A 20,536-nucleotide genomic window follows, 5' to 3' on the forward strand; every position below is an offset into this window, starting at 1 on the left:
ATGATTTCTCATGAGGGGCTTTTTTTCAGGATGACTGTTGCCGGAGGTGGCAGCGGGCGAGGTTATCAAACTCGGCGATCGAGAGGGTTTCTGCCCGTCTGGTCGGGTCGATGCCGGTTTCTTCCAGCAGTACGGTTCCCTTGATGGGCTTCAGCGCAGCCCGCAGCATCTTGCGCCGTTGCCCGAAGGCGGCTGCCGTGACCTGTTCCATGGCCCTGAACAGGGCCGGTGACGGCTGCTCGGGATGGGGAATGATGAGGGCCACGGCCGAATGGACCTTGGGCGGTGGTGAGAAGGCCCCCGGTGGCAGGGTCAGGGCGATGGAGCAGTCGGCACACCATTGCGACAGGACGGCCAGCCGTCCGTAGGCGGATGTCCCGGGGGCGGCGCAGACCCGCTCAGCCACTTCTTTCTGGAACATCAGGGCCATGCGGGACCATTCCCCGGCCTGTCTCAGCCAGTCCACGAGCAGGGGCGTGGCTACATTGTAAGGCAGGTTGGCGATGATCTGCCGGGGGGCAGGTGTCAGCCGGGCAGCGTCAAGTTTCAGTGCATCCTGTCGGACAATATGGAGCTGATCTGGGTAATGGGCCTGAAGCTCTTCCAGCAGGGGCCAGGCCCGTCTGTCAATTTCGACGGCATGGACCGTTCTTGCACCGGACTGTAGCAGCGCACGGGTCAGTCCCCCCGGGCCGGGGCCAATTTCAACCACATGGCAGTCGGCGAGATTGCCCCCCAGAGCGGCAATTCTCATGCAGAGGGTCGGGTCCAGCAGGAAGTGCTGCCCCAGAGTCTTCAGGGCATCCAGCCCGTGTGCCCGGATGCTGTCCTTCAGGGAGGGCAGCGGAGGCAGGGTCGTGTCCGTGCTCATCCGTGAGACGAGGACAGCACGGTCTTGGCGGCGGGACGTATCTTGATGATGGCGTGACGGCGCAGGGACCGCTGGAGCTGCTGGGAAGCCTGCTCGACACGCTCGTTCATCAGCTGGTCGGCGATCTGGCCGGGACTCTGCTGTGCCAGATTGCGCTGCTCACGGGAGCAGACCATGAGCAGGGCGATCCCGTCCGGGGCGACCAGAGGGCGGGAGACGTGGCCTGTGGGGATCTTGTCCACGACCTGCTTCATCTGCGGGGCAAGGCGTTCGGCGATCTGGAGGCCCGGGTTGCTCGGGCGGCTGTTGCCCAGAGAGTTGTTCAGGGCTTCCATCTCGTTGCAGCTTCGGATGGTCTGGGACGCATGGAGGGCCTTCTGGAGGGAGAGCTTCTGCTGGTCTGTCGGCTGGGCCGGATTCAGGGGGGCGTTGAAGGGGAAGAAGGCCTGTCTCATGCTGAGCAGCGTGCCCATCTGCTTGCCGATGGTCCGGCGGGCATGGACGGTGATGATCTCATAGCCCCCGGGCACCTTGATCGGATTGGAGATGGCGTTTTCCGGCATCTTCTTGACGATGGGAAGGACTTCCGGTTCGATGTTGTCTTCCTGCATCCAGCCACGGGAGCCACCCTGAAGGGCGGACTGGTCCTGTGAGAACTGGGCCGCCACGATGGGGAAGGGGGCTCCGTTGCGGAGCTGGGTGATGATGGTCTTCACGAAGGCCAGCTCGGCCTCGTCATGGCGGGGATCGACCACGGGAATGAAGATTTCGCTGATGAAATACTGTGGGCGTCCCGCTTCGGCCTGGAGGGCCTGTTCACGCTGGGTGATCTGGAGAGGCGTCACACGGCTGCGGACACCAAGGTCCTCACGGAGGACCTGCATCCAGCCGATCTGGACACGCAGCTGGTCGATCAGGGTCGTCAGGGAAATGCCGTCAGCCTTCAGGCGGTTCCGTAGGGCGTTTTCCGGCATCCCGTTGCGGGCCTCGATGTTGTGGATGGCCTCGGCAATCTGTTCCGGTTCCACGTTAATGTGACGGCCGAGAATTTCCTGCATCTTCAGCCGTTCATCAATCAGCTGGTTGATGAGCTGGCTGCGCATGCGGGCCATGATCTCGGGGCTGAGGGGCAGCCCCGTGGAAACGACGAAGAGCCGTGCCCTGTCCTCCACGTCACGCTGGGTCAGTATCTGCCCGTTCACGATCGCAATAATCTGGTCCTCGGTCAGGGCGGAGGGTGAGTCCGTCCCGGCAGAGGCTGGCGGCGTGGCACTGTCGGTTGTCTGCCCCTTTGGAGCCGGAGCCTGCTGCCCATGGTGTCTGGCTACGGCAGTCCCACCAGCCATCAGGGCAGCGCAGGCTGTCAGAGGCAGTAAGGCAGAGCGAGAGAGACGTGAGTAGAAGGACATGGTCAGGTCAGTTTCCGAACGTACCGAGAGAGTTGAGTGAAAGGCTGAAGCCGACATTCGGTTTAGGACGCCGTCCACCGATGCGGGTATTCTGACGGGAAATATAGATGTTCAATGTAAGACAGTCATTAGAGTAACCGATTGCCCCTCCGTTCGCCACAAATTCCTTACGGGAGAGACTGCGCCTCGTATAATAGGAGAAGTGAAAGTGTTTCCAGCGGCCGGTGACGCCACCGCTGATCTCGCTCGTCTTGCTGAGATAGGGGTTTCTGAGGACGTTGGGGTTCGCCAGTTCGGTGATGCGGGGCGTGTAGTAATAGTAGTAGGAGGTTATGGGTTCATAGACATAGCCGGCCATCATGCGGAAGAAGGGCAGACCGGCGGAGACGAGGCCTTCCCCGTAATCAAAGCTCCTGTTGTAGGGGTTGAAACGTCCCCGGGCCGTCAGGTCGAAATAGCGTGACGGCGTCATCGTGATGCGGCCCACAGGGTCGGAAAATGTATGGTTGACGCCGGAATAGGCCATGTAGGCCGGGCCGCCCTTGTTGGGATGCTCGATGAAGCTCTCGCCGATCAGCATGTCGATGGAATGGCCGTTCCAGCTCCAGTTCTGATGGATACCCACATTGGCCCTCAGGCCACCATCCAGACGGTCCGTCCCCATGTAGCGGTTGAGGGCGAAGAGGGTCGTGTCGTTGAATTCGTAGGCGAAGCTGTCCTCGTTGGGCAGCTGCCGGTGCATGGCATTGCCGGTGTTGGGGGCGGCGATCAGCTGCACGATCGGTTCAAGGGTCTGGGAGCCGTGTCCCTTGGCAAAGGTGCGGAGGAAGGGCCAGCTCATCTTGACGGCCACCGTGGGCTGCACCTGTCCTCTCAGATGGGAGCCTGATTCCTCATAGAGAGGCTGCTCGTGCAGGCGGGTGGAGTGATAGAGCATGGAGTCGAACCGGGCGGTCAGGACCCACTGCTGGCCCCAGCTGTTGGTCCAGGGGCGGTCCCACTGCATGGCCAGCTCACCACGCTGGTCATTGGCACCATGTTTGCGGAGAATGACGAAGTCGGTCGTGTGGACACTCAGCCGCCCGCCGAGCCGGTCCGGCTCTCCCTGGAACTCGTAGGTGAAGCGGGGCAGGGAATAGGGAAGGTCCCTGTTGTTGATGATGCCCTGGTTCAGCCCCTGATAGACCTGCGTATCCAGCCGCAGGTAGGAACCGACACCAAAGCCCTCCAGATAGGCGTTGGAGTTGAGTGTGTCGTTGCCGTAGCCGGGCAGGCTGTAGTCACGCATGTAGTTGGCGGACGTGGCCCGGTTGGCATTGAAGCCCACCCGCCAGTGCGGGGAGAGGTTGAACTCGCCACGGCTGGCTATGTAGGCTTGGGCACCATGCTCCTTGCCACCATTACCAAGCTCGCCAAAGGCGTTGTAGAATGGCTGGTTGCGCAGCGTGTCGTCCGCCACACCGCCCTCGAACCGGATGTAGCCGTTATTGAGACGGTTGCGGTAGATCGTGGAAAGCTGCGGGCCGGACTTGGTGGAGACCAGCGGCGTGAAGGTGGCGTCCTGATGGCCGTCGATCACCCAGTAATAGGGGACGCTGAAAACCGTGCCGAGATAATGGTCATGCGGTTCCAGGTTGAAGTTCAGCAGCCCGCTGTGGCGTTTCGAGCTGGGGTCCGTGACCGGCAGGTAGGGGAAATAGAAGACGGGGACGCCAAGGACACGCAGCCAGGCCCGGTCAAACTCCAGGTTCTGGTTGTCCTTGTCCTGCGTCATGCCATGCGCCCGGAGTTCCCAGAAGGGGGCATGGTCAGGATGGGCCGCACAGACAGGGCAGGCCGTGTAGATGGGATTGGCGAAGTCGGTCACACGCTCGTTGCTGCGCCGCATCCCGCTGCTGGAGACCTTGGCCTCATTCTGCATGCGGACATAAAGGGCGGAGCTGACGGCATCCTTCATGCCGTGCGACAGCTCGACCTGGTCCGCATAGGCGACGGTGCCGTTGGGCTGTGTCAGGGCCACGTGGTGGATGGCCCGGATGACCCCGGCCGCCCTGTCATAGGTGACCGTGTCGGCCCTCAGGGCCTGCTCTCCCTGCCAGAGCCGCACGTTGCCTTCAAGGACGAGGAGACCGGTCTTGTCGTAGCTTTCATGGTCGGCCAGATAGGTCACCGGTTCAGAGCTGGACGTGCCGCCTCCATCCGTCGTGGGGGCGGATTTCGTGCTGGGTGGCAGGGTGCGGACACGCTGCGGGGCCGACACCCGGGCCGGGGAGTCCATCCGGGCGGGGCTGCTGTCCGTGTCGGTCTGGCTGGAAGGCTGCGTGGGGGCGGGAGTGTGAGCCGAGGCAGGAATGACCTGAAGCAAGGCCCCCAGAGCACTCCCTGCAAGGGCCTGGCTAAGCAGTGACCGGGGCTTTCCAATGCGGAATGGAAAGTCATCAGACAGTGGCATCAGCCATCCTCCAAATGCAGCAGCAATGCTGCGGCAAGACACAAACCGGCACCCGCCGGTCCCCAGGCAGCAGGGAACGGGGGCAGAGCTCCAGACTTTCCCAGCTGCTCGGCTATCTTGGAGACCGCAAAGAGGGCGAAGCCAGCGGTGACACCAACGGCCAACATGCGCATGATGCCGCCACGCCCGGCAGGGCGCATGGAAAAACCGGCAGAAACGAGCGTCATGGTGACGGCAAGCATAGGAAGGGCCAATAGCCCCTGAAAGTGGAGACGATAAGGTATCGTGGAAAAACCGGAATGACGCAACAGTTTAATCACCCCCGGCAGGGCCCAGAAGGACAGCGTGTCAGCTGGCAGGGTACGCATCCTTAAGGTTTCCGTAGTAAATTCGGAGGGCAGGCACAGCTCGTCCTGCCGGTATGGATGGCGGCCGCCGGAAAGGATGAGAACGTCACGGAGTCTCCAGACTCTGCCGGACAGCACGCCGGTGCGGGCCTCCATCCGACGGAGGAGGGCCATGCTGCCATCCAGCTGGAAGATGGTAATGTCCTGTCCCTTCAGGGTGGTTCCCTGCTGCCGGAGTGACCCGAGATGAAGGATGGTGTCTCCACCATGGCCGGAGGGGGTCTGTCCCACATCCCTGATCCAGAGATCGGAGAAGCTGGTGTCATCCGGGGTGTGCCTGCCCTGAAGCCATGTCCTGTCCATCTGCACGGCCTGCCTGTAGCAGAAGGAGGAAAGCGGGGAGAGGCCGGTGCTGACGGTCATGCCCATCAGGGCGGCACAGAGGCAGGGGCTGACGAGCACCTGCCAGGCGGAGATGCCCGCCGCACGGGTCACCACCAGTTCCGAGGATCGGGCAAGACGGGAGAAGCAGATCACGCCTCCCAGCAGCACGGCAAAGGGTAGGATGTAGATTACATAATAGGGGACATGCAGGGCCGTGATCTCCAGCACATGGGCAAGACCCGTCTCGGGATGGGCGGCGGCACGGCGCAGCAGGTCTATGAAGTCGAAGAGGGAGATCAGTCCGGTCAGGGCCAGCAGGGTCAGGAAGGTCGTCAGGGTGAACCTGCGTCCTGCATAGCGGGCGAGGGTGAGGGAGAAACCGGAATGGACCATCTGGGGCAGGCTCCCTTACTGGGCCGGGGGAAGGCGGGACGGCAGGGGAACGGAGGCCAGCCTGTACTGGCGGGTTGCATCCCGCAGGAAGAGGGTGGCCCCCACGATGATGGGTAGCAGGACGTTCAGCCACAGAAGGGGAACGAGGGCGGGGTTCCGTTCCGCCAGATTCTTGAGCATCAGGGACAGGATCATCAGTCCGACGACACCCAGCACGGCGGCCGTGGGCCGGATTATGTTGCCGTGTCGGCTGAAGCGGCCCCGCAGGACGCAGAGCAGCCCGATCATTCCGTAGGAAAGACAGGCCAGCGGACCGGTGAGGCGTGTCCAGCCCTCGATGAGCAGCTTGTTTCGGGCATGGGGAGAGAGGTCGCCCTGTGGGTGGAAGAGCTGCGGCATGGTCAGCTCGGCGACGTCGGGGCTGAGGTTCTGGTCGTGGGGTGAGCCGAAATCAAGCGTCTCAAGCTGGAAGAGAAGCGTGCTCAGCTCGCCGGTGCGGCGGTTGAGGGTCTGGCGGGAGCCATTGTGCAGGATCAGGCGCAGCATGTCGCCACGAGGTTCCGTCAGGCCGTCCTCGGCCAGGATGGTGACGGGGCTGTCCGGGACCCGGCTGTCTTCGATCATGATGCCGCCAAAACTGTCATCACTGTGGCGTTCCCGGACATAGACGGTCATGGTCTTTGAGACGGGTGTGAAGACGCCTTCTTCCAGAAGGAAGGCCGCCGCCCGGTTGCGGATTTCCAGCTCATAACGGTGGAAGTGGTGGTAGGCGAGGGGGGCTGCCCACAGGCTCAGCCCGTACCCGGCAAGTGTGGCGAGACCGGCACAGATCAGCCCGGGGCGGGCCAGACGCAGGGGAGACAGCCCGATGGCCTGAAGGATGGTCAGTTCCCGGTCCCCGGCCAGCCGCTGGTAGAGCCACAGGATGACGAGGAAGCACGTGACCGGCAGGATGACACTGACGAAGGAGGGCAGCATCAGCAGGGTCAGGTGAAGGAAGGCTAGCAGGGACAGGCCATGCTGGACGATCAGGCCGATGAAATGAAGGGACTGTGTCAGCCAGATCAGGGCCGTCGCGCCGCCCGTCAGGACACCCAGCCCGACAAGAAGGTGATGGAGGATGTAGCGGTCCCGAAGCGGGAGAAGGTCATGGGGGCTGGCGGGGTGTCCGGCGGTCTCCGGTCGCTGTCGGGCCATGTCAGGCTGAGGGGGGAGCCGGTTCGGCCGGTCGGGGAGCCGCAGCCCGCTCCAGCCGGTCCCTGAGGGCACGGCCCAGCCCGTTCTCCGGCAGGGGGGCCACGGCAATGCCGGTCAGGCCGTGGCGTGCGGCGGTGTGGTCCAGCTGGCGGAGGGCGGCAAAGAGACGGCGGGCGGCTTCCTCCAGATTTCCGTCGGGGCTGAGGTCAAGGCTGAGGGCCGGACTGGCACCTTCCGCCTGCCGTGCTCCGAAGGTCAGGAAGGCCTCGTGCGGCTTGAGGTCTGTCGCTTCCAGCCGCACGGGCAGGGAGGGTGCATAATGGGAGGTCAGCTGCCCCGGAGCGTTGGGACGGGAGATGGAGCCGCCCGTGCCGTCGTGCCCAGCCACGGTCACGGGGCCGCATGTCTCCTGAAGTTCTTCCAGCGTCACGCCACCGGGACGGCGGAGAACGGGCTGGGAGCCGGTGAGGTCCAGAACCGTGCTTTCCAGCCCGACGGGGCAGGGGCCGGTATCCAGCACGGCATCAATCCGGCCATCAAGCTCGTCCAGCACATGGCGGGCCGTGGAGGGGCTGACCCTGCCGGAGCGGTTGGCGGAAGGGGCCGCAACGGGCTGGTCGGTCAGGCGGAGCAGCTCCTCCACCGCACGGCCTTTGGGGACACGCACGGCCAGTGTGTCCAGCCCGGCGGTGACGGCCTCGCAGAGGCGGCTTCCGGTCCGGCGGGGCAGGATGAGCGTCAGCGGACCGGGCCAGAAACGCCGGGCCAGCTCCCATGCCATGTCGTGCAGGGGAATGGCCATGTCAGCCTCGGCGAAGGCGGCCTCGGCCGAGGCAAAGTGACTGATGAGAGGGTTGAAGGAAGGTCGTCCCTTGGCCCTGAAGATGTGTTCCACCGTCTTCAGGGAGGTGGCCAGTCCTCCAAGCCCGTAGACCGTCTCCGTCCCGAAGGCGACCAGCCCGCCCTGCCGGAGGAGGCGCGCGGCCCTCCTGATTCCGTCATGGTCCTGATCAAGCCGTTCTGTACGATGAGGAGGAGCGGAATGGGGCATGACGTGATGGTACCGGGTCAGGAAAGGATGGAGTGGCGGAATGGAGGGCAGGGGTCAACCGTGGGGATAGCCCGTGCAGAAGAAGGGCGGATTGAGCCAGCCCTTCTTGCCATAGCGGAGGGCATGGCCGTGCTCGTCCAGGAGATGGCCGCCTGCGGCTTCCAGAATGGCCTGCGGGGCGGCGGTGTCCCATTCCATGGTCGGGCCGAAGCGGGGGTAGAAATCGGCCCGGCCCTCGGCGATGAGGATGATCTTGGCGGCAGACCCCATGCGGGTGACGGACCGGACATGCCGACCGGCCAGCCATTTCTGGAGCAGCTCCTCGGAGGTGTGGTGAGAGGAGGTCATGACCCGCAGGCCGTCCCGATCCGGCGAGGCCGTCCTGATGGGGTGCCGCTGCCCGTCGATCAGCTGGAAGGCTCCCTGCCCGGTTCCCCCGCCATAGACGCCCTGCTGGGCGGGCAGGGCCACGGCCCCCAGGACGGGCCGGTTCTGGCGGATGAGGCCGATGTTGATGGTGAAGTCGTCTCCGCCCGCCGCAAAGCCTCGGGTACCGTCCAGCGGGTCGATCAGCCAGTAGCTGTCTCCGGCAGGAACATGGATGCCGTCGGCATGTTCTTCCTCCGCAATGGCGGGAATGTCCGGGCAGGATTCCCGCAGGCGGGCGAGGATGTGTGTCTCCGAGGCCTTGTCCGCTTCCGTGACCGGGGAAGAATCGGCCTTGATCCTGGTCTCGAAACCACGGCTGCGGATGTTCCGCACGATCTCTGCGGCTTCGGTGACGATGTCCAGTGCCAGTGTCAGCAGGTCGTGGTCGTGCGGGGGCGTGTCGGGAGAGGCAGTCATGCCGCCAAGGCTACCGCATTACGGACCGTTCGTCACTTCTCCTTTTCTCTGTTATGCTGGCCGGACTGAAAAGGGGCACCCTCAGGCCGTCATCGACCTGTCACTGGTCATGTGAGGCTGGCCTGATGGCCTTCATTGGGCCATAAGGCGGGACAATCCCCTCATGATGAGGGCGGGCGATTCACGCTGCCATCAGGTGGCGTGGGTTTCCGCTCCCGAGATGAAACAGGTTTGCTATGATTGATATTTCCTTCGGTACGGACGGCTCCCTGAAGGCCGGCACTTCCGCCATACTGTTCTGTCATGGGGAGGCGTTTGCGCAGGGGGCGGTGTTCCGCCAGCATGACGAGGCTCTGGGGGGTGCCCTGTCCCGTGCCGTTGCCCTGCGGGAGTTCACGGGCCGTTCCGGGCAGGCCGTCAGCCTGACGGCTCCGGCGGATCATGTGGCGCAGTTCCACCTTCTGGGCTGTGCGCCCGCCGATGATGAGCCGCAGGGTGCCGGTGCGGCGGCCCGTCAGGCTGGCGGTGAGGCCGTGAAGCTGCTGAAGGCCGGTGGTGCGAAGATTTCCGAGGCCCTGCTCCTTCTGGAAGCAGATCAGGCCCCGCTGGCGGCAGAGATTGCCCTAGGTGCCCGTCTGGGGAGCTATCATTTCGACCGCTACAAGACCGTCACCGCCAGGCCTTCCACCCTGAAGACCCTTCATGTCGTGCTGCCGGAGACCGGACAGGTGGAGGAGGCCCGGACAGTCTGGCAGGAGCTGGAAGGGCTGGGTGCCAGCGTCTTCCTGACACGAGACCTTGTCAATGAGCCTGCCAATGTCCTGTTCCCGGAGGAGTTCACCCGGCGGATACGGGAGCTTGAATCCCTGGGGCTGGAGGTCGAGGTGCTGGACCGTGCCCGGATGGACGAGCTGGGCTTTGGTGCCCTGCTGGGCGTGGCGCAGGGCAGCGAGAAGCCGCCTTTCACCGTCATCATGCGTCACCGGGGTGATGCCGGGTCCGATCGTGCGCCGCTGGCCTTCATCGGCAAGGGCGTGACATTTGATTCTGGGGGCATCTCCATCAAGCCTGCTGCGGGCATGGACGAGATGAAGATGGACATGGGCGGGGCCGCTGCCGTCGTCGGTGTGATGAGTGCACTGGCCCGCCGTCGGGCACCGGTCAATGCCGTGGGTGTTGTCGGCCTTGTGGAGAACATGGTCTCCGGGACCGCCCAGCGTCCGGGGGACATCGTGAAGAGCCATAGCGGCCAGACCATCGAGGTCCTGAACACGGATGCCGAAGGGCGTCTCGTTCTGGCGGACCTCCTGTCCTATACCCGGGAGACGTTCGAACCTGCCCTGATGGTCAATCTGGCCACGCTGACGGGGGCCATCGTCGTGGCCCTGGGGAGCGACTATGCCGGGCTGTTCAGCAATGACGACCGGCTCGCCGCCGCCCTGACACGGGCAGGTGAGGAGAGCGGGGAAGCCCTGTGGCGTATGCCGATGGGAGCCGCCTACAACCGCCGCATTGATTCTGACATTGCTGACATGAAAAACATCGGTGGCAGGCCGGGCAGCTCCATTCTGGCGGCGGAGTTCCTCAGACGTTTCGTGGGGGATACGCCTTGGGCACATCTGGACATCGCCGGAACCGCCTGGGCCGAGAAGGCGACGGCTCTCACGCCCAAGGGGGCCAGCGGTTTTGGCGTGCGTCTGCTGGACGGATTCGTCCGCCTGTATCAGGACGGGGCGGTCCATCACTGAGGCATGAGGATGGACCGGTCAGACCGGGTGCCATCCGTGCCGCCGCAGGGCGGGTGGCGGAGGGCACCTTTCAGGGAAGAGGCGTGTCATGCAGGAGCAGGCTGACGGAGAGGTCAGGACGGTGGCCCATCAGCCACGGGAGGTTCAGGTGGGGTTCTATCACCTCACACGGACCTCTCTTGAGGACGCCCTGCCCGCCCTGCTGGAGCGGACGCTGGATGCTGGCGAGCGGGCTGTCATCCGCTGTCGGGATGCGGAGCAGGTGAAGACCCTGGATGATGCCCTGTGGGCGACTCCCGCCGGTGTCTGGCTCCCTCATGGCAGCCGGAGCACGGGGCAGGCCGCCCGCCAGCCTGTCTGGCTGACGGATGATGACGAGTGCCCCAACGGAGGAGCCTTCCTCTTCCGCATCAACGGAGCCTGGGACGGAGACCTGACGGGTTTCAGGAGAATTTTCGACCTTTTTGACGGTCATGACGAGGCTGCGGTCCAGCAGGCCCGTCTGCGCTGGAAAGGGATGAAACAGGCCGGATACAGCATGGCATACTGGAAGCAGGAAGCCAGAGGCTGGAAAAGGGCAGGGTAAGGACAGACATGCCATTCCATGATCCTTTCATGGCCTGCCTGCTGGTCCTGCTGGCCGTGCTGCTCTGTGGTGAGCGGTCTGTCCGTGTCTTTGTCCGTGGCCTCTGGCAGTCCGTGCCGCTGGGCCTCTGGCGGCGGGGCGGATGCCACATGGCGGGCATGATGCTTGCCATGCTGGCTTTGGTGGCCGGTGACCATGCTGGGGCGGCAGCCTGTCTCGTGGCCGTGTCGTTCATCCTGCTGGGTGGGGGGCTGGCCTTCCGGCCTGTCTGGGGTGTTCCTGCCCTTGTCGGGTACGGCCTTTTCCCGGCGGATGCCGGTGGCCTCGGCGTGATGGCCACCTGTTTCTGGGCGGCAGGCCGGGCGGCAGACGACCATGAGGTGGCCCGTCTGGTGGCCCTCATCCTGATGCTGGGTCTGGGACACGGGATGGCGGTCCTGCATCCTCTCGGCTGGATGCTGGGTGCCACCGGGCTGGTCGGTCTGTGCCTTCTGGCCGGGATGTGGTCCGACCGGATGTTCCTGTACCGGTACTGCCGCCTTCTGCGGCCTGTCCTGCTGCTTGGCGTCATGGAAGTGTCCCGTCAGCAGGGGATGGAGCTGGGCGTGGCCGGTGCGCTTTTTGCCCTGCTGCTTGACCTTGCCTGCCAGTGTCTGGCCGTCATCTGGCCCCGGGCCGCCCTTTTGATGCTGCCTGCACCGCCCCTGCCGGGTTTTGTCGTGGGGTGGGTGGGGCTTCATGCGTCACTGGGACTGAGCAGCAGCACGGAGGGCTGGACGGTCATGGGCTGTCTGCTTGGCGTGGGGATCATGGGTCTTTCACTGGGTGATGGCGTTCTGGTGCTTGGCCAGATGGCGGAAGTCCTGCGGGAGGGGCGTAGGAGAGACCGGGTCTGGGGCCTGTGTCTGGCCGTGAGTCTGCCTTCTGCCTGTGGCATGGTATCTGGCTGGCTGGCCGGGCAGGGAGCGGGCTGGGTGGGCTGGCTCTGCCGTCTGCCGGGTGGGGATGGCAGCATGATGGCCCTGCCATTGCTCTGGGGCGTGATGCTCCCGGCCTGGTTCTGGCTTTCCCGGCGCAGGAAGGAAGAACTGGAAGGTGGTTCCCTTTCGGGAGAAGAGCGGGAGGAACTGGCGGCCCTGCGGGCTTACATGCAGTCGGCACCTGCCTGTCCGCACAGCCTGAAACGGCTGATGATGCGGGGCAGGAGGCAGGTCCTGAGTGTCCGTCTTTCGGTCACGGAACTTCTGTCGCTGCTTCCGGCGCAGGAGCTGGGGGCCGTGTTCTGGCTCGTGTTTCTGGGAAGCGTGCTGGTCGTGATGGGGCTGGCTCAATGATGGGGTCCGTGCTGCTGTCCGTGTTTCGTGTGGTGCTGGAGCTTGGCCTCCAGTGTGGCGTGCTTTTTCTTCTCCTCCCCGTGATGTTCTGGCTAGCGGAGGACGTTCCGGCCCTGCTGTCCGGGCGGGCCGTGGCTCCGCTGCGGGAGCGGTATGCAAGGTTCGCCACCTTCTGGCGGCTGCTCCTGCGCCATGGGCTGCCGGTGGAGGACGGGCTGATGCTGGCCCTCGGTTTTCTGGCCATGCTGTGTCTTGCCGGGCTGTCTCTCGTCATGCCGGAGGTGGGAAGCCTGATGGGGGCCTGGCTGGCGGACCCGCTGCTGATGGGCGGAATCCTGCTGGTGGGAGCCGTCTGGGCGGTGCCGGGACGTCTCTGGTCGGCACATGGCCGCTGCTGCGCCACCCTGTGCCTGACCGAATGTTTCCTCGTGCTGGCTGCCCCGGGCGTGACGGGTTTGCAGGGCGTGCAGCGTCTGCTCCTTGCGGCTCCCGGTTCCAGCCTTGCGGGAACGTCTCTCTGCTGTGCCGTGGCCCTGGCCCTGACGGCCTCCCTGCCGGGAGCAGATTCCCTGGCGGATGAGATGGTGGGCCGGGGACAGCGTGCCAGCCGTGTGGCCAGGGACCAGAGGCAGGTGATCGTGGCCATCTATCGGGTTGCCTGGGCACTGCTGCTGGGGGACCTGCTCCTGCCCGTGCTGTTCGGGCTGGAGGGACCGGCCGGTGTGGTCGGTCTCATGGTGAGGTTTGGCGGGGGAAGCCTGCTGGTCGCTCTGGGCCGGATGACAGGCATGAGCCGGAACGGACGGTTCGTGGCCCTCCTGCTGGGCCTGGCCGGACTGATGGCCCTTGCAGGGAGGTTTGCCGTATGATGACCGGGTTTGCCTGTGCGCTCGTGCTGCTTCTGCTGACACTGGGGCGTGACGGCCGCTGGCTGCCGCTTTACGGCCTGTTCTGTGCGGCCATTGCCGCCACGTCAGGGACGGGTGTTCTGGCTGTCCTGTGTGCGTTGCTGCTGCCGGTGTCCAGCCTTCTACTCTGGGGGCTGGTCCGACATTTTGCGGTCGGGCAGGGTGTGCCTTCCGCCGGGGGGCGGGGGATGATGCCCGTGGTGATGACCCTGCTGCTCCAGTTTGTCCTGGCGTTTTTTGGAGCCGGGCTGGGGCTGGTGCCGACCTTCGGGATCGGGCTGGTTCTGGCGGGTCTCTGTTCGGCCGCCTGCGGGGTACCTCTGGCGCAGTTCTGCGGGCTGGTCATGGCCGTGGACGGGCTGATGGTCATGGCGGCCATCCTCCCGTCATGGGGGCTGTTCGTCACGGCGGTGGCCTTGTGGGCCGTGATGGTGTCTCTGGCACTGGTGCTGCTGCCCCGGCTGGCCTGGCTGCATGTGGGTGATGAATGATGGCGTTGGCGGCAGTTTCGTTCACTTCCGGTCTGTTCGCATCGCCCGTGCTGTTCGGGCTGTTCTGCTGGCCCTTTCTGGTGGTGTGGGTGCTCTGGGCCTCACGGCGGCCCGCCCAGGCGGGGCGCATGGCCCGGCTGGGGCTGGGGCTGAGCGTGCTGGCCCTGCTGGGCTGTTCTTCCGGCATGACGTGGGGGCAGGCTGTCTGCCTGCTCATGGAAGCCTGCGTGCCTGTCCTGCTCTTCACCCTCTGGAAGGATCATGCCCCCGTTCGGGACGGAACGTCCTTCAGGGAGGGGATGGAAGCCTATCTGCCTTTTCTGGTCACGGGCTGCGTGTTCATGGGGCTGCTGCTGCGGCCTCCCCTGGCGGCCCTGTTTTTTGATGGAGCTGGAACCGTCCTGCTGGCCTGGTGGGACGGGCGGGCCACCAGGCGGGCCATGCCTGCCTGGGACATGGTGCGCCTGCGGCTGAGCGGCCTGATGCTTGCCGGGCTGGGGATGGCCGTGATGCAGGGCGGGGATGTTTTTTCCAGCAGCGAGAGTGCGACGCAGGTCGGGCAGGTTCTGGCCTTGACCGGGCTGTGCATGATGGCGGGACTGGGCAGCGTCATGTCCAGCCGTGCGGAGCTGGCCCTGCTGGATGTCGGCCTGCGTTTCGTGCCGCTGTTCCTCATGCCGCTGCTGGCGGTCACGCCTTTCACGCAGCTTCTGATGGTTGTTGCCGGTCTGCTGGCCCTGGCCAGCCTGCTGCTGGGGCGGACGGGCACCCTGCCGCTGTTGCCCTGGCTGACGGGGCTGGGGCTGCTGGCCGCAGGGACAGGGCAGATGCTGTGCCTGCTGCTGCTCTATGTGGCCGCCCTGCTGGCGGCTGCCCTGCGTCTGGGGTGCAAGGGTCTGCTGCCGACGGGACAGACGGCCCTGCCTGCCGGGCTTGTCCTGCTGCCCATGCAGATGGTCCTGCCGGTCATCATGGTCATGCTGGTCGTGCTGGCCCCGCTGCTGGGGCGGGGTGCGCTGGCGGCCCTGCTGGTCTGCATGATGCTGGGCTTCTGGCGTCTGGGACTTGGGACCCTGCCGCAGAGTCTTCTGCTGGTCTGGCAGCGGGGCGGATGGATGATGCGGGGACTCCTGTTCCTGCTGGGGCTGCTTGGATTGCTGGCTGTTGCACTGCTGGCCTCGCCTGTACTGAAAGGATGACGCCCATGATGAACGGAGCCGTGCCGTTTGAAGGCGAGCGTGTCGGGCTGTTCCACTACCGTGTGACGGCGGAAGGCTGGCAGCGTCTCCTGCGGCAGAATGCCCGGATGATGACCTTTCTGGCCTTCTGGGCGGATGAGGAATGGGCCACGGCCCTGTTCCTGCTGGAGGGAGAACAGCCCCTCCTGCTGAGCACGGCGGTGGAGCAGGGGCATTATCAGGCGGTGTCGCCCCATTTCCCGGCGGCACAGTGGGGCGAGCGCATTGCCCGGGACCTCTGGGGTGTGGAGGCCTGGTCCGCACTTGATGACAGCCCTGCGGTGGATGATGGCAGCTGGTCCCTCACGGCTCCTCTGTCGTCCCGTCCCCTGCCCGTTGGGGAGGGGGGCGGACAGCCCCTTCCGGGATGCCGGATTGAACCGTCACGGACATCCGTACCGGGGCTGCTGGGTGTCGATTATGTGCTGGCCGATGGCGTGATGCAGCAGGTGGAGGTGCAGATTGCCGCAGGCCATCGGGGGGTGCTGTCCCGTCTGATCGGGCTGACGCCGGAGGAGGCGATGCCGCTCGTGGGCAGGATTTCCGCTGGGGGGTTCGTGTCCCATCCGCTGGCCTTCCTCCGGGCACTGGAGCAGGCGGAGAGCCGCCGTGTCGATCCGAAGGAGCGGGACAGACGGCTGATCCTTCTGGAAGTGGAAAGGATGGGGCTGCATCTGTTCGATCTGGCACGGACGGCCCATCACGCCGGAGCCGGTCTTGTGGCCAGCCTGTGCGATCATGCCCGCGAGCATCTTGCCAGCCTTTGTGCCGGGCATGGCCTGTCACGACGCCTGACAGGTAGCATCCGTCTGGGAGGAAGTGGCGTGGAGGCCATGATTCCTTTTGCCCGGGCGGTGATCCAGGAGATGTCTCCACGGCTGGAGCAGATCAGGCCGCTTGCCCGCCTGTTTGACGGACGCCTGAAGGGGCTGGCGACCGTTCCGACGGAAATGGCGTGGGACCATGCGCTGGGTGGGGTGACCGGCCGGGCCAGCGGGCGGTATCTGGATATGCGGTACATGGATGAGGGTGTCCGTCCGCAGGCGATGGGGGGGGCGGGACGTCATGAAGGTGATGCCTGGGCACGCAACCGGCAGCGTCTGGCCGAGATCGAGGAATCCCTGAGACTTCTGGACTGCATGACAGCCGATCATGGGCAGGAAAGTGAATGGCAGCCTCTTCCTCGCACGGATGAGGGGCTGGGCGTGGCGGAAGGCGCACGGGGGGATGTCTGGTACCATGTCGTGCTGAAGGAAGGGCGGCTGGCCAGCGTGCAGATAAGGGACCCGGTCCTGCCTCTTCTGGCAGTGCTGGGAACCGTGCTGGAAGGGCACGAGCCGGAGCAGCTCGATCTTGCGCTGGCCTCCCTAGGCCTGTCTCCTGCCGGAGCTGCCTTGTGAGGCGGCCTGCCTGAAAAGCTCTGGTATCCGTCAGGGTGTTATATTATAACATATAGAATATGATTTAAGATTCATCATGCGCTGTGTGAGGGGCTGTGCGGTTTATCAGACAGGGCGTTGCCCTCATGCTGGGTGGAGGGCTGGTCTGCCCGGTCCTGACGGTGCTGCCCGCGCAGGCCCAACCGCCAGTGGCGGAGCCTGAGACGGCCGGGACGGTGAAAACTCCCTCAGCATCAGAACACTCCCGAAACAGGGGCGACGGACCGGCACATCAGGCGGCCCAGGTCCGTTTCCAGCCTGTCGAACAGTTGACGGTCACAGGGTCTTACCTTCAGGGCGGGCGGAAGACGTCCCCCAATCCCGTGCAGACCATCACGGGGAAGGAGATACAGCGCAGTGCCGTGACGTCTCTGGGGGACTATCTGCAAAGGATGCCTTCCATCGGCTCATCCGGTTCGCCGAACAGCCTGACCAACGGGGGCAAGGGGGCATCCTGCACGGACCTTCGGAATCTGGGGCAAGGGCGGGTGCTTGTGCTGATTGACGGGCACAGGGCGACCCTCAATGCCGGGTCCGAATGTGTAGACCTCAACACCATCCCGTTGCAGCAGATCGAGAAGGTGGAAATTCTCAAGGATGGCGGGTCCGGCCTGTATGGGGCGGATGCCGTGGCGGGGGTCATCAACATCCATCTGCGGCACGACCTCACGGGCAGCAACATCACCATGCGGGGGAGCATTGCGCAGGCCGGGGATGCCCGGGGTGGCGAGGTCTCCGCCTATCACGGCATGAATTTTGATGAGGGGCGGGGCAACGTCACGCTGGCGGGCAGCTACAGCACGACCGGCCCCATCTATAACCGGGACCGCAGCTGGTCAGCCCTGCCACAGAATGACAATCCGGCCACGGGCAGCCCCAGTTACGGGTCGTCCATCATTCCTTCCGGCGTGCTCATCAATCCGCAGACGGGGCAGAAGATGGTGCCGGATGGGCAGGGCGGCTTCCGCCGCTTCACCAGGGACGATCTGTACAATTTTGCCCGCTATTCCACGATCATGAACCGCCATGATGACGGCACGGCCTCCCTTGATGCCCATGAGCGGTTTTCCCGGTTCGTGACGCTCTATGGTACCATGCGGTACAGCCACACGCTTGTGGAACGGACCCAGTCGCCAGCACCGGTGCAGGGGAGTGTCCCGCCATCCACATTGCCGTCTTCGTGGCTGTTGCCGGCGGCCAGTCCGTACAATCCGTGGGGGCGGGATGCGTCCATCATCAAGCGGATGGAAGATGTCGGGCCACGGCGCAATCACATCAACACTGATACATGGACCTTCTTGCCCGGCCTGAAAGGACAGCTGGGAGCCGGGTGGGATTATGACCTCTCCTATACCTACGGGCGCAGCCATCTGTCCTCTCACACGCAGGACATGATCAATTACCGCAACCTGCTGGAAACGGCAGGGACGAGACAGCTGGATGTGACGGATTCCCGCAGTCCCGTGGTCTATGATCCGGGTATCTGTCAGGCGGCGCAGGGCTGCGTGTTGCAGAATCCTTTTGCGCCTTACAGCCAGCAGGCGAAGGATCATGTCCAGTTCACCCAGAAGGACCGGGCCACCTATCAGCTGCGGGACACGATGCTGCGCCTGCGGAACCCGCATCTCTTTGCCCTGCCGTGGATGTATGGCGGGCCGGTCGGGGTGGCGGCAGGCATGGAACATCGGGGGGAGCAGCTGAGCTATCACCCTGATGCCCTCGTGGCGCAGGGGGCGTCCACAGGGGCGGCGGGGGCCTATACGGGCGGTGGGTTCACCGTTTCGGAGGGTTATGGAGAAATCCAGCTTCCCCTGCTGCGGCGTGCGCCACTGGCCCGGGACCTGACGGTTGACCTTCAGGGCCGTGTCTCTTCATACAGTCATTACGGAACACCGCTGAACTGGAAGACCGGCCTGCACTGGGCACCGGTTCAGGACGTGGCCTTCCGGGGGACGCTGGGCACCTCGTTCCGGCAGCCGGGGCTGTATGATGTCTATGGCGGCCAGACATTGAGCTATGCTTCTGCATCCGATCCCTGCGCCCATGTGGGAAGCTATGGCAGCCGTGCGGGAGCGGTGCAGGCACGGTGCCAGAAGGAAGGAATCAACCCGGCCAGCTTCACCTCTTCACTGGTCGGGCAGCTGCCGACCCTCTCCGGTGGCAATCCTCGGCTGGGGCCGGAATATGGACGTACGGCAACGGTCGGCATGGACATCACGCCCCGCTCTCTCAGGGCGTTGCGGCTCTCTGTCGATTACTGGCATTACAGCCTGCGGGACATGATATCGACCCTCAGCACGCAGACGCTTCTGGATGGATGTTACACGGGCAGCGAGCCGGATTTCTGTAGTGCCATCCTGCCCCGTTCCAGCAGCGGGCAGATCACGGCCATCAAGGCCCTGCCGCAGAATGTCGGTGCCCTGAAGACGGATGGTCTGGATTTCAGCCTGCATTACAGCCTGCCCCTGGGTGACAGGGACCAGCTGAGCCTTCATGAAAACACCCAGTATCTTCTGAATTACAGGCAGAAGCTGACCCGTAACGGGAGCTGGCAGGACTATACAGGTCGTCTGCTCTATCTGAATGGCAGTGGCCGACCACGGGAGCAGCATTACATCAGCACGACATGGCGGCATGACCATGTCAGCCTCATCTGGATGACACGCCTCATCAGCGGGATGAGGATGAATGACGGGCACCGTGATCTTGACCCGGCCACATCCGGGCGAACCCACGTGGGAGGAACGATCCTGCATGACGTGACGGTGTCAGGGACGTGGCACCGGTTCCAGCTGATGGGAGGCATCAGCAACCTGTTCAACCGCAGGCCGCCTTTCGTGCCGGATGGGGCCTTCAATACCGCCTTTTCCCAATATTCAGGCTATATTGCCGGAAGAAGTTTCTTTCTCCAGATGGGGGCTGATTTCTAGCCGGGCAGATGACCGTCAGGGGAGCCGGTGCGCTGGTGATGTGTAGCGGCGTTGTTCCCCTGAAGTCCCCATCACTCTGGACGGGAACGGGCTGGCTGCCGGGACAGGTGATGGTCTGCCCCCGGATGAAGGAAAAGGCCGGGGTGGTGCAGCCTTTCCGGCAGAGGAAGGCCCATGCCTGCTTCAGCAGGCAGAGCGGGTGCAGCCGGTGCAGCATGAAGACGGAGAAGGCGGCCTCCTCATGGTGGTTGTAATGGAACAGCCGGAACGGACCGCCGTAAAGCCGTCCCTTGGAGATGATGGTGAGGCGGGACCGGTAGCATCGGCTATCCACTGTGGTCTCGAACGCAGGGAAGCGATAGGCGGACAGCAGACGCAGGGCGGTGAGGAGATAGGCGGCTCGGCCGATCCGTTTCTTGAGGGCCGTGGAGAGCTGCTGTACCACCCAGCCATCGGGACCGACCCCGACCATCTGGAGGAACAGGGTTGGGCTGGCCTGTCCTTCTGTGGTGAGCCAGCCCGGCCAGAGCGTGCGGGTCTGCCCGCCGGCGATGAGGGCGGCATTGCTGGCGTCATGGAAGGGGACGCCCAGCTCCAGTGCCAGCACATTGGCAGAGCCGACAGGCCAGAGGGCAAGAGGACAGGAACCGCCCGTCATGGCCTGGGCAATTTCGGCAATCGTGCCATCACCGCCTCCGGCAATGATGAGGTCCGCTGCTGGCAGGTGGGTCTTCACGATCTCCGCAGCGTGGCCCCGGTAACGGGTTTCCATGACACGCACGTCCAGCCCGGCCCCTTGCAGATGCTTCACGAAGGTGGCCTGCCGCCGGGGAGAGTGACGTCCCGCTGTCGGGTTGATGATGAGCAGGGCCTTGTGGCGGGCTGGGGGCTGACATGAACGCATGGTGGTGT

The 20,536-nt window shown here is 64.4% G+C and carries 16 protein-coding genes; 8 read left to right on the top strand and 8 right to left on the bottom strand.

Going from position 1 to position 20,536, the window contains the following annotated elements:
• Window positions 1-25 precede the first annotated feature (25 nt).
• Genes rsmA through CPA56_RS06460 form a run of 7 tightly spaced genes read right to left on the bottom strand, consistent with a single transcriptional unit; the run spans window position 26 to window position 8,950 of the window.
• Window positions 26-871: a 16S rRNA (adenine(1518)-N(6)/adenine(1519)-N(6))-dimethyltransferase RsmA gene (gene rsmA / locus CPA56_RS06430; RefSeq protein ID WP_182041178.1), complete on the bottom strand. Its 846-nt coding sequence runs from the start codon at window positions 869-871 to the stop codon at window positions 26-28.
• On the bottom strand, window positions 868-2,280 hold the full coding sequence (locus CPA56_RS06435; RefSeq protein WP_229707456.1) for a peptidylprolyl isomerase: 1,413 nt from the start codon (window positions 2,278-2,280) through the stop codon (window positions 868-870). The genes rsmA and CPA56_RS06435 overlap by 4 nt, the downstream gene beginning before the upstream one ends.
• A gap of 7 nt (window positions 2,281-2,287) precedes the next feature.
• Complete coding sequence (locus CPA56_RS06440) at window positions 2,288-4,732, bottom strand: LPS-assembly protein LptD (protein WP_229707458.1); 2,445 nt, start codon at window positions 4,730-4,732, stop codon at window positions 2,288-2,290.
• Window positions 4,732-5,856: an LPS export ABC transporter permease LptG gene (gene lptG / locus CPA56_RS06445; RefSeq protein ID WP_182041179.1), complete on the bottom strand. Its 1,125-nt coding sequence runs from the start codon at window positions 5,854-5,856 to the stop codon at window positions 4,732-4,734. Before lptG ends, CPA56_RS06440 begins: the two co-directional genes overlap by 1 nt.
• A 15-nt stretch (window positions 5,857-5,871) precedes the next feature.
• Entirely contained in the window at window positions 5,872-7,053 is a 1,182-nt protein-coding gene (locus tag CPA56_RS06450) for an LptF/LptG family permease (RefSeq protein WP_182041180.1), read from the bottom strand.
• A 1-nt stretch (window position 7,054) separates the two neighbouring features.
• Window positions 7,055-8,104 carry an L-threonylcarbamoyladenylate synthase gene (locus CPA56_RS06455; RefSeq protein ID WP_182041181.1) on the bottom strand — a complete coding sequence of 350 codons (1,050 nt, stop codon included), beginning with the start codon at window positions 8,102-8,104 and terminating at the stop codon, window positions 7,055-7,057.
• Between the two features lie 54 nt (window positions 8,105-8,158).
• Window positions 8,159-8,950: a 3'(2'),5'-bisphosphate nucleotidase CysQ family protein gene (locus tag CPA56_RS06460; RefSeq protein ID WP_182041182.1), complete on the bottom strand. Its 792-nt coding sequence runs from the start codon at window positions 8,948-8,950 to the stop codon at window positions 8,159-8,161.
• A gap of 236 nt (window positions 8,951-9,186) precedes the next feature.
• Here CPA56_RS06460 and CPA56_RS06465 point away from each other — a divergent pair, with 236 nt between their 5' ends.
• The 8 genes from CPA56_RS06465 to CPA56_RS06500 all read left to right on the top strand — a co-directional run bounded on the left by CPA56_RS06465 (window position 9,187) and on the right by CPA56_RS06500 (window position 19,624).
• Entirely contained in the window at window positions 9,187-10,698 is a 1,512-nt protein-coding gene (locus CPA56_RS06465; protein ID WP_182041183.1) for a leucyl aminopeptidase, read from the top strand.
• A gap of 88 nt (window positions 10,699-10,786) precedes the next feature.
• Window positions 10,787-11,284 carry a DNA polymerase III subunit chi gene (locus tag CPA56_RS06470; RefSeq protein ID WP_182041184.1) on the top strand — a complete coding sequence of 166 codons (498 nt, stop codon included), beginning with the start codon at window positions 10,787-10,789 and terminating at the stop codon, window positions 11,282-11,284.
• Window positions 11,285-11,292: 8 nt separating this feature from the next.
• Entirely contained in the window at window positions 11,293-12,618 is a 1,326-nt protein-coding gene (locus CPA56_RS06475; RefSeq protein WP_182041185.1) for a hypothetical protein, read from the top strand.
• Window positions 12,615-13,487 carry a hypothetical protein gene (locus CPA56_RS06480; protein ID WP_182041186.1) on the top strand — a complete coding sequence of 291 codons (873 nt, stop codon included), beginning with the start codon at window positions 12,615-12,617 and terminating at the stop codon, window positions 13,485-13,487. The genes CPA56_RS06475 and CPA56_RS06480 overlap by 4 nt, the downstream gene beginning before the upstream one ends.
• Window positions 13,484-14,017 (top strand): hypothetical protein, encoded by a 534-nt coding sequence (locus CPA56_RS06485; RefSeq protein WP_182041187.1) that lies wholly within the window; start codon window positions 13,484-13,486, stop codon window positions 14,015-14,017. Before CPA56_RS06480 ends, CPA56_RS06485 begins: the two co-directional genes overlap by 4 nt.
• A gap of 5 nt (window positions 14,018-14,022) precedes the next feature.
• Window positions 14,023-15,216: a hypothetical protein gene (locus CPA56_RS06490; protein WP_182041188.1), complete on the top strand. Its 1,194-nt coding sequence runs from the start codon at window positions 14,023-14,025 to the stop codon at window positions 15,214-15,216.
• A 5-nt stretch (window positions 15,217-15,221) separates the two neighbouring features.
• Window positions 15,222-16,655, top strand: a complete 1,434-nt coding sequence (locus tag CPA56_RS06495) for an NADH-quinone oxidoreductase subunit D-related protein (RefSeq protein ID WP_182041189.1) — start codon at window positions 15,222-15,224, stop codon at window positions 16,653-16,655.
• 95 nt (window positions 16,656-16,750) lie between these two features.
• Window positions 16,751-19,624, top strand: a complete 2,874-nt coding sequence (locus CPA56_RS06500; RefSeq protein WP_326831307.1) for a TonB-dependent receptor domain-containing protein — start codon at window positions 16,751-16,753, stop codon at window positions 19,622-19,624.
• Here the strand turns inward: CPA56_RS06500 and CPA56_RS06505 are convergent.
• Window positions 19,548-20,528, bottom strand: coding sequence for a diacylglycerol/lipid kinase family protein (locus tag CPA56_RS06505; RefSeq protein WP_182041190.1), 981 nt, complete (start codon window positions 20,526-20,528; stop codon window positions 19,548-19,550). The two genes, CPA56_RS06500 and CPA56_RS06505, sit on opposite strands and share 77 nt — an antisense overlap.
• Window positions 20,529-20,536: the final 8 nt, after the last annotated feature.

The sequence above is a fragment of the Bombella mellum genome, from assembly GCF_014048465.1.
GTDB classification, from domain to species: Bacteria; Pseudomonadota; Alphaproteobacteria; order Acetobacterales; family Acetobacteraceae; genus Bombella; species Bombella mellum.

What these genes read in the sequence shown, in the direction of transcription:
- CPA56_RS06435 (WP_229707456.1), bottom strand. Translation starts at nt 2,280, where the DNA reads ATGTCCTTCTACTCACGTCTCTCTCGCTCTGCCTTACTGCCTCTGACA.
- lptG (WP_182041179.1), bottom strand. Translation starts at nt 5,856, where the DNA reads ATGGTCCATTCCGGTTTCTCCCTCACCCTCGCCCGCTATGCAGGACGC.
- CPA56_RS06485 (WP_182041187.1), top strand. Translation starts at nt 13,484, where the DNA reads ATGATGACCGGGTTTGCCTGTGCGCTCGTGCTGCTTCTGCTGACACTG.
- CPA56_RS06505 (WP_182041190.1), bottom strand. Translation starts at nt 20,528, where the DNA reads ATGCGTTCATGTCAGCCCCCAGCCCGCCACAAGGCCCTGCTCATCATC.
- CPA56_RS06450 (WP_182041180.1), bottom strand. Translation starts at nt 7,053, where the DNA reads ATGGCCCGACAGCGACCGGAGACCGCCGGACACCCCGCCAGCCCCCAT.
- CPA56_RS06475 (WP_182041185.1), top strand. Translation starts at nt 11,293, where the DNA reads ATGCCATTCCATGATCCTTTCATGGCCTGCCTGCTGGTCCTGCTGGCC.
- CPA56_RS06465 (WP_182041183.1), top strand. Translation starts at nt 9,187, where the DNA reads ATGATTGATATTTCCTTCGGTACGGACGGCTCCCTGAAGGCCGGCACT.
- rsmA (WP_182041178.1), bottom strand. Translation starts at nt 871, where the DNA reads ATGAGCACGGACACGACCCTGCCTCCGCTGCCCTCCCTGAAGGACAGC.
- CPA56_RS06470 (WP_182041184.1), top strand. Translation starts at nt 10,787, where the DNA reads ATGCAGGAGCAGGCTGACGGAGAGGTCAGGACGGTGGCCCATCAGCCA.
- CPA56_RS06460 (WP_182041182.1), bottom strand. Translation starts at nt 8,950, where the DNA reads ATGACTGCCTCTCCCGACACGCCCCCGCACGACCACGACCTGCTGACA.
- CPA56_RS06495 (WP_182041189.1), top strand. Translation starts at nt 15,222, where the DNA reads ATGATGAACGGAGCCGTGCCGTTTGAAGGCGAGCGTGTCGGGCTGTTC.
- CPA56_RS06480 (WP_182041186.1), top strand. Translation starts at nt 12,615, where the DNA reads ATGATGGGGTCCGTGCTGCTGTCCGTGTTTCGTGTGGTGCTGGAGCTT.
- CPA56_RS06455 (WP_182041181.1), bottom strand. Translation starts at nt 8,104, where the DNA reads ATGCCCCATTCCGCTCCTCCTCATCGTACAGAACGGCTTGATCAGGAC.
- CPA56_RS06440 (WP_229707458.1), bottom strand. Translation starts at nt 4,732, where the DNA reads ATGCCACTGTCTGATGACTTTCCATTCCGCATTGGAAAGCCCCGGTCA.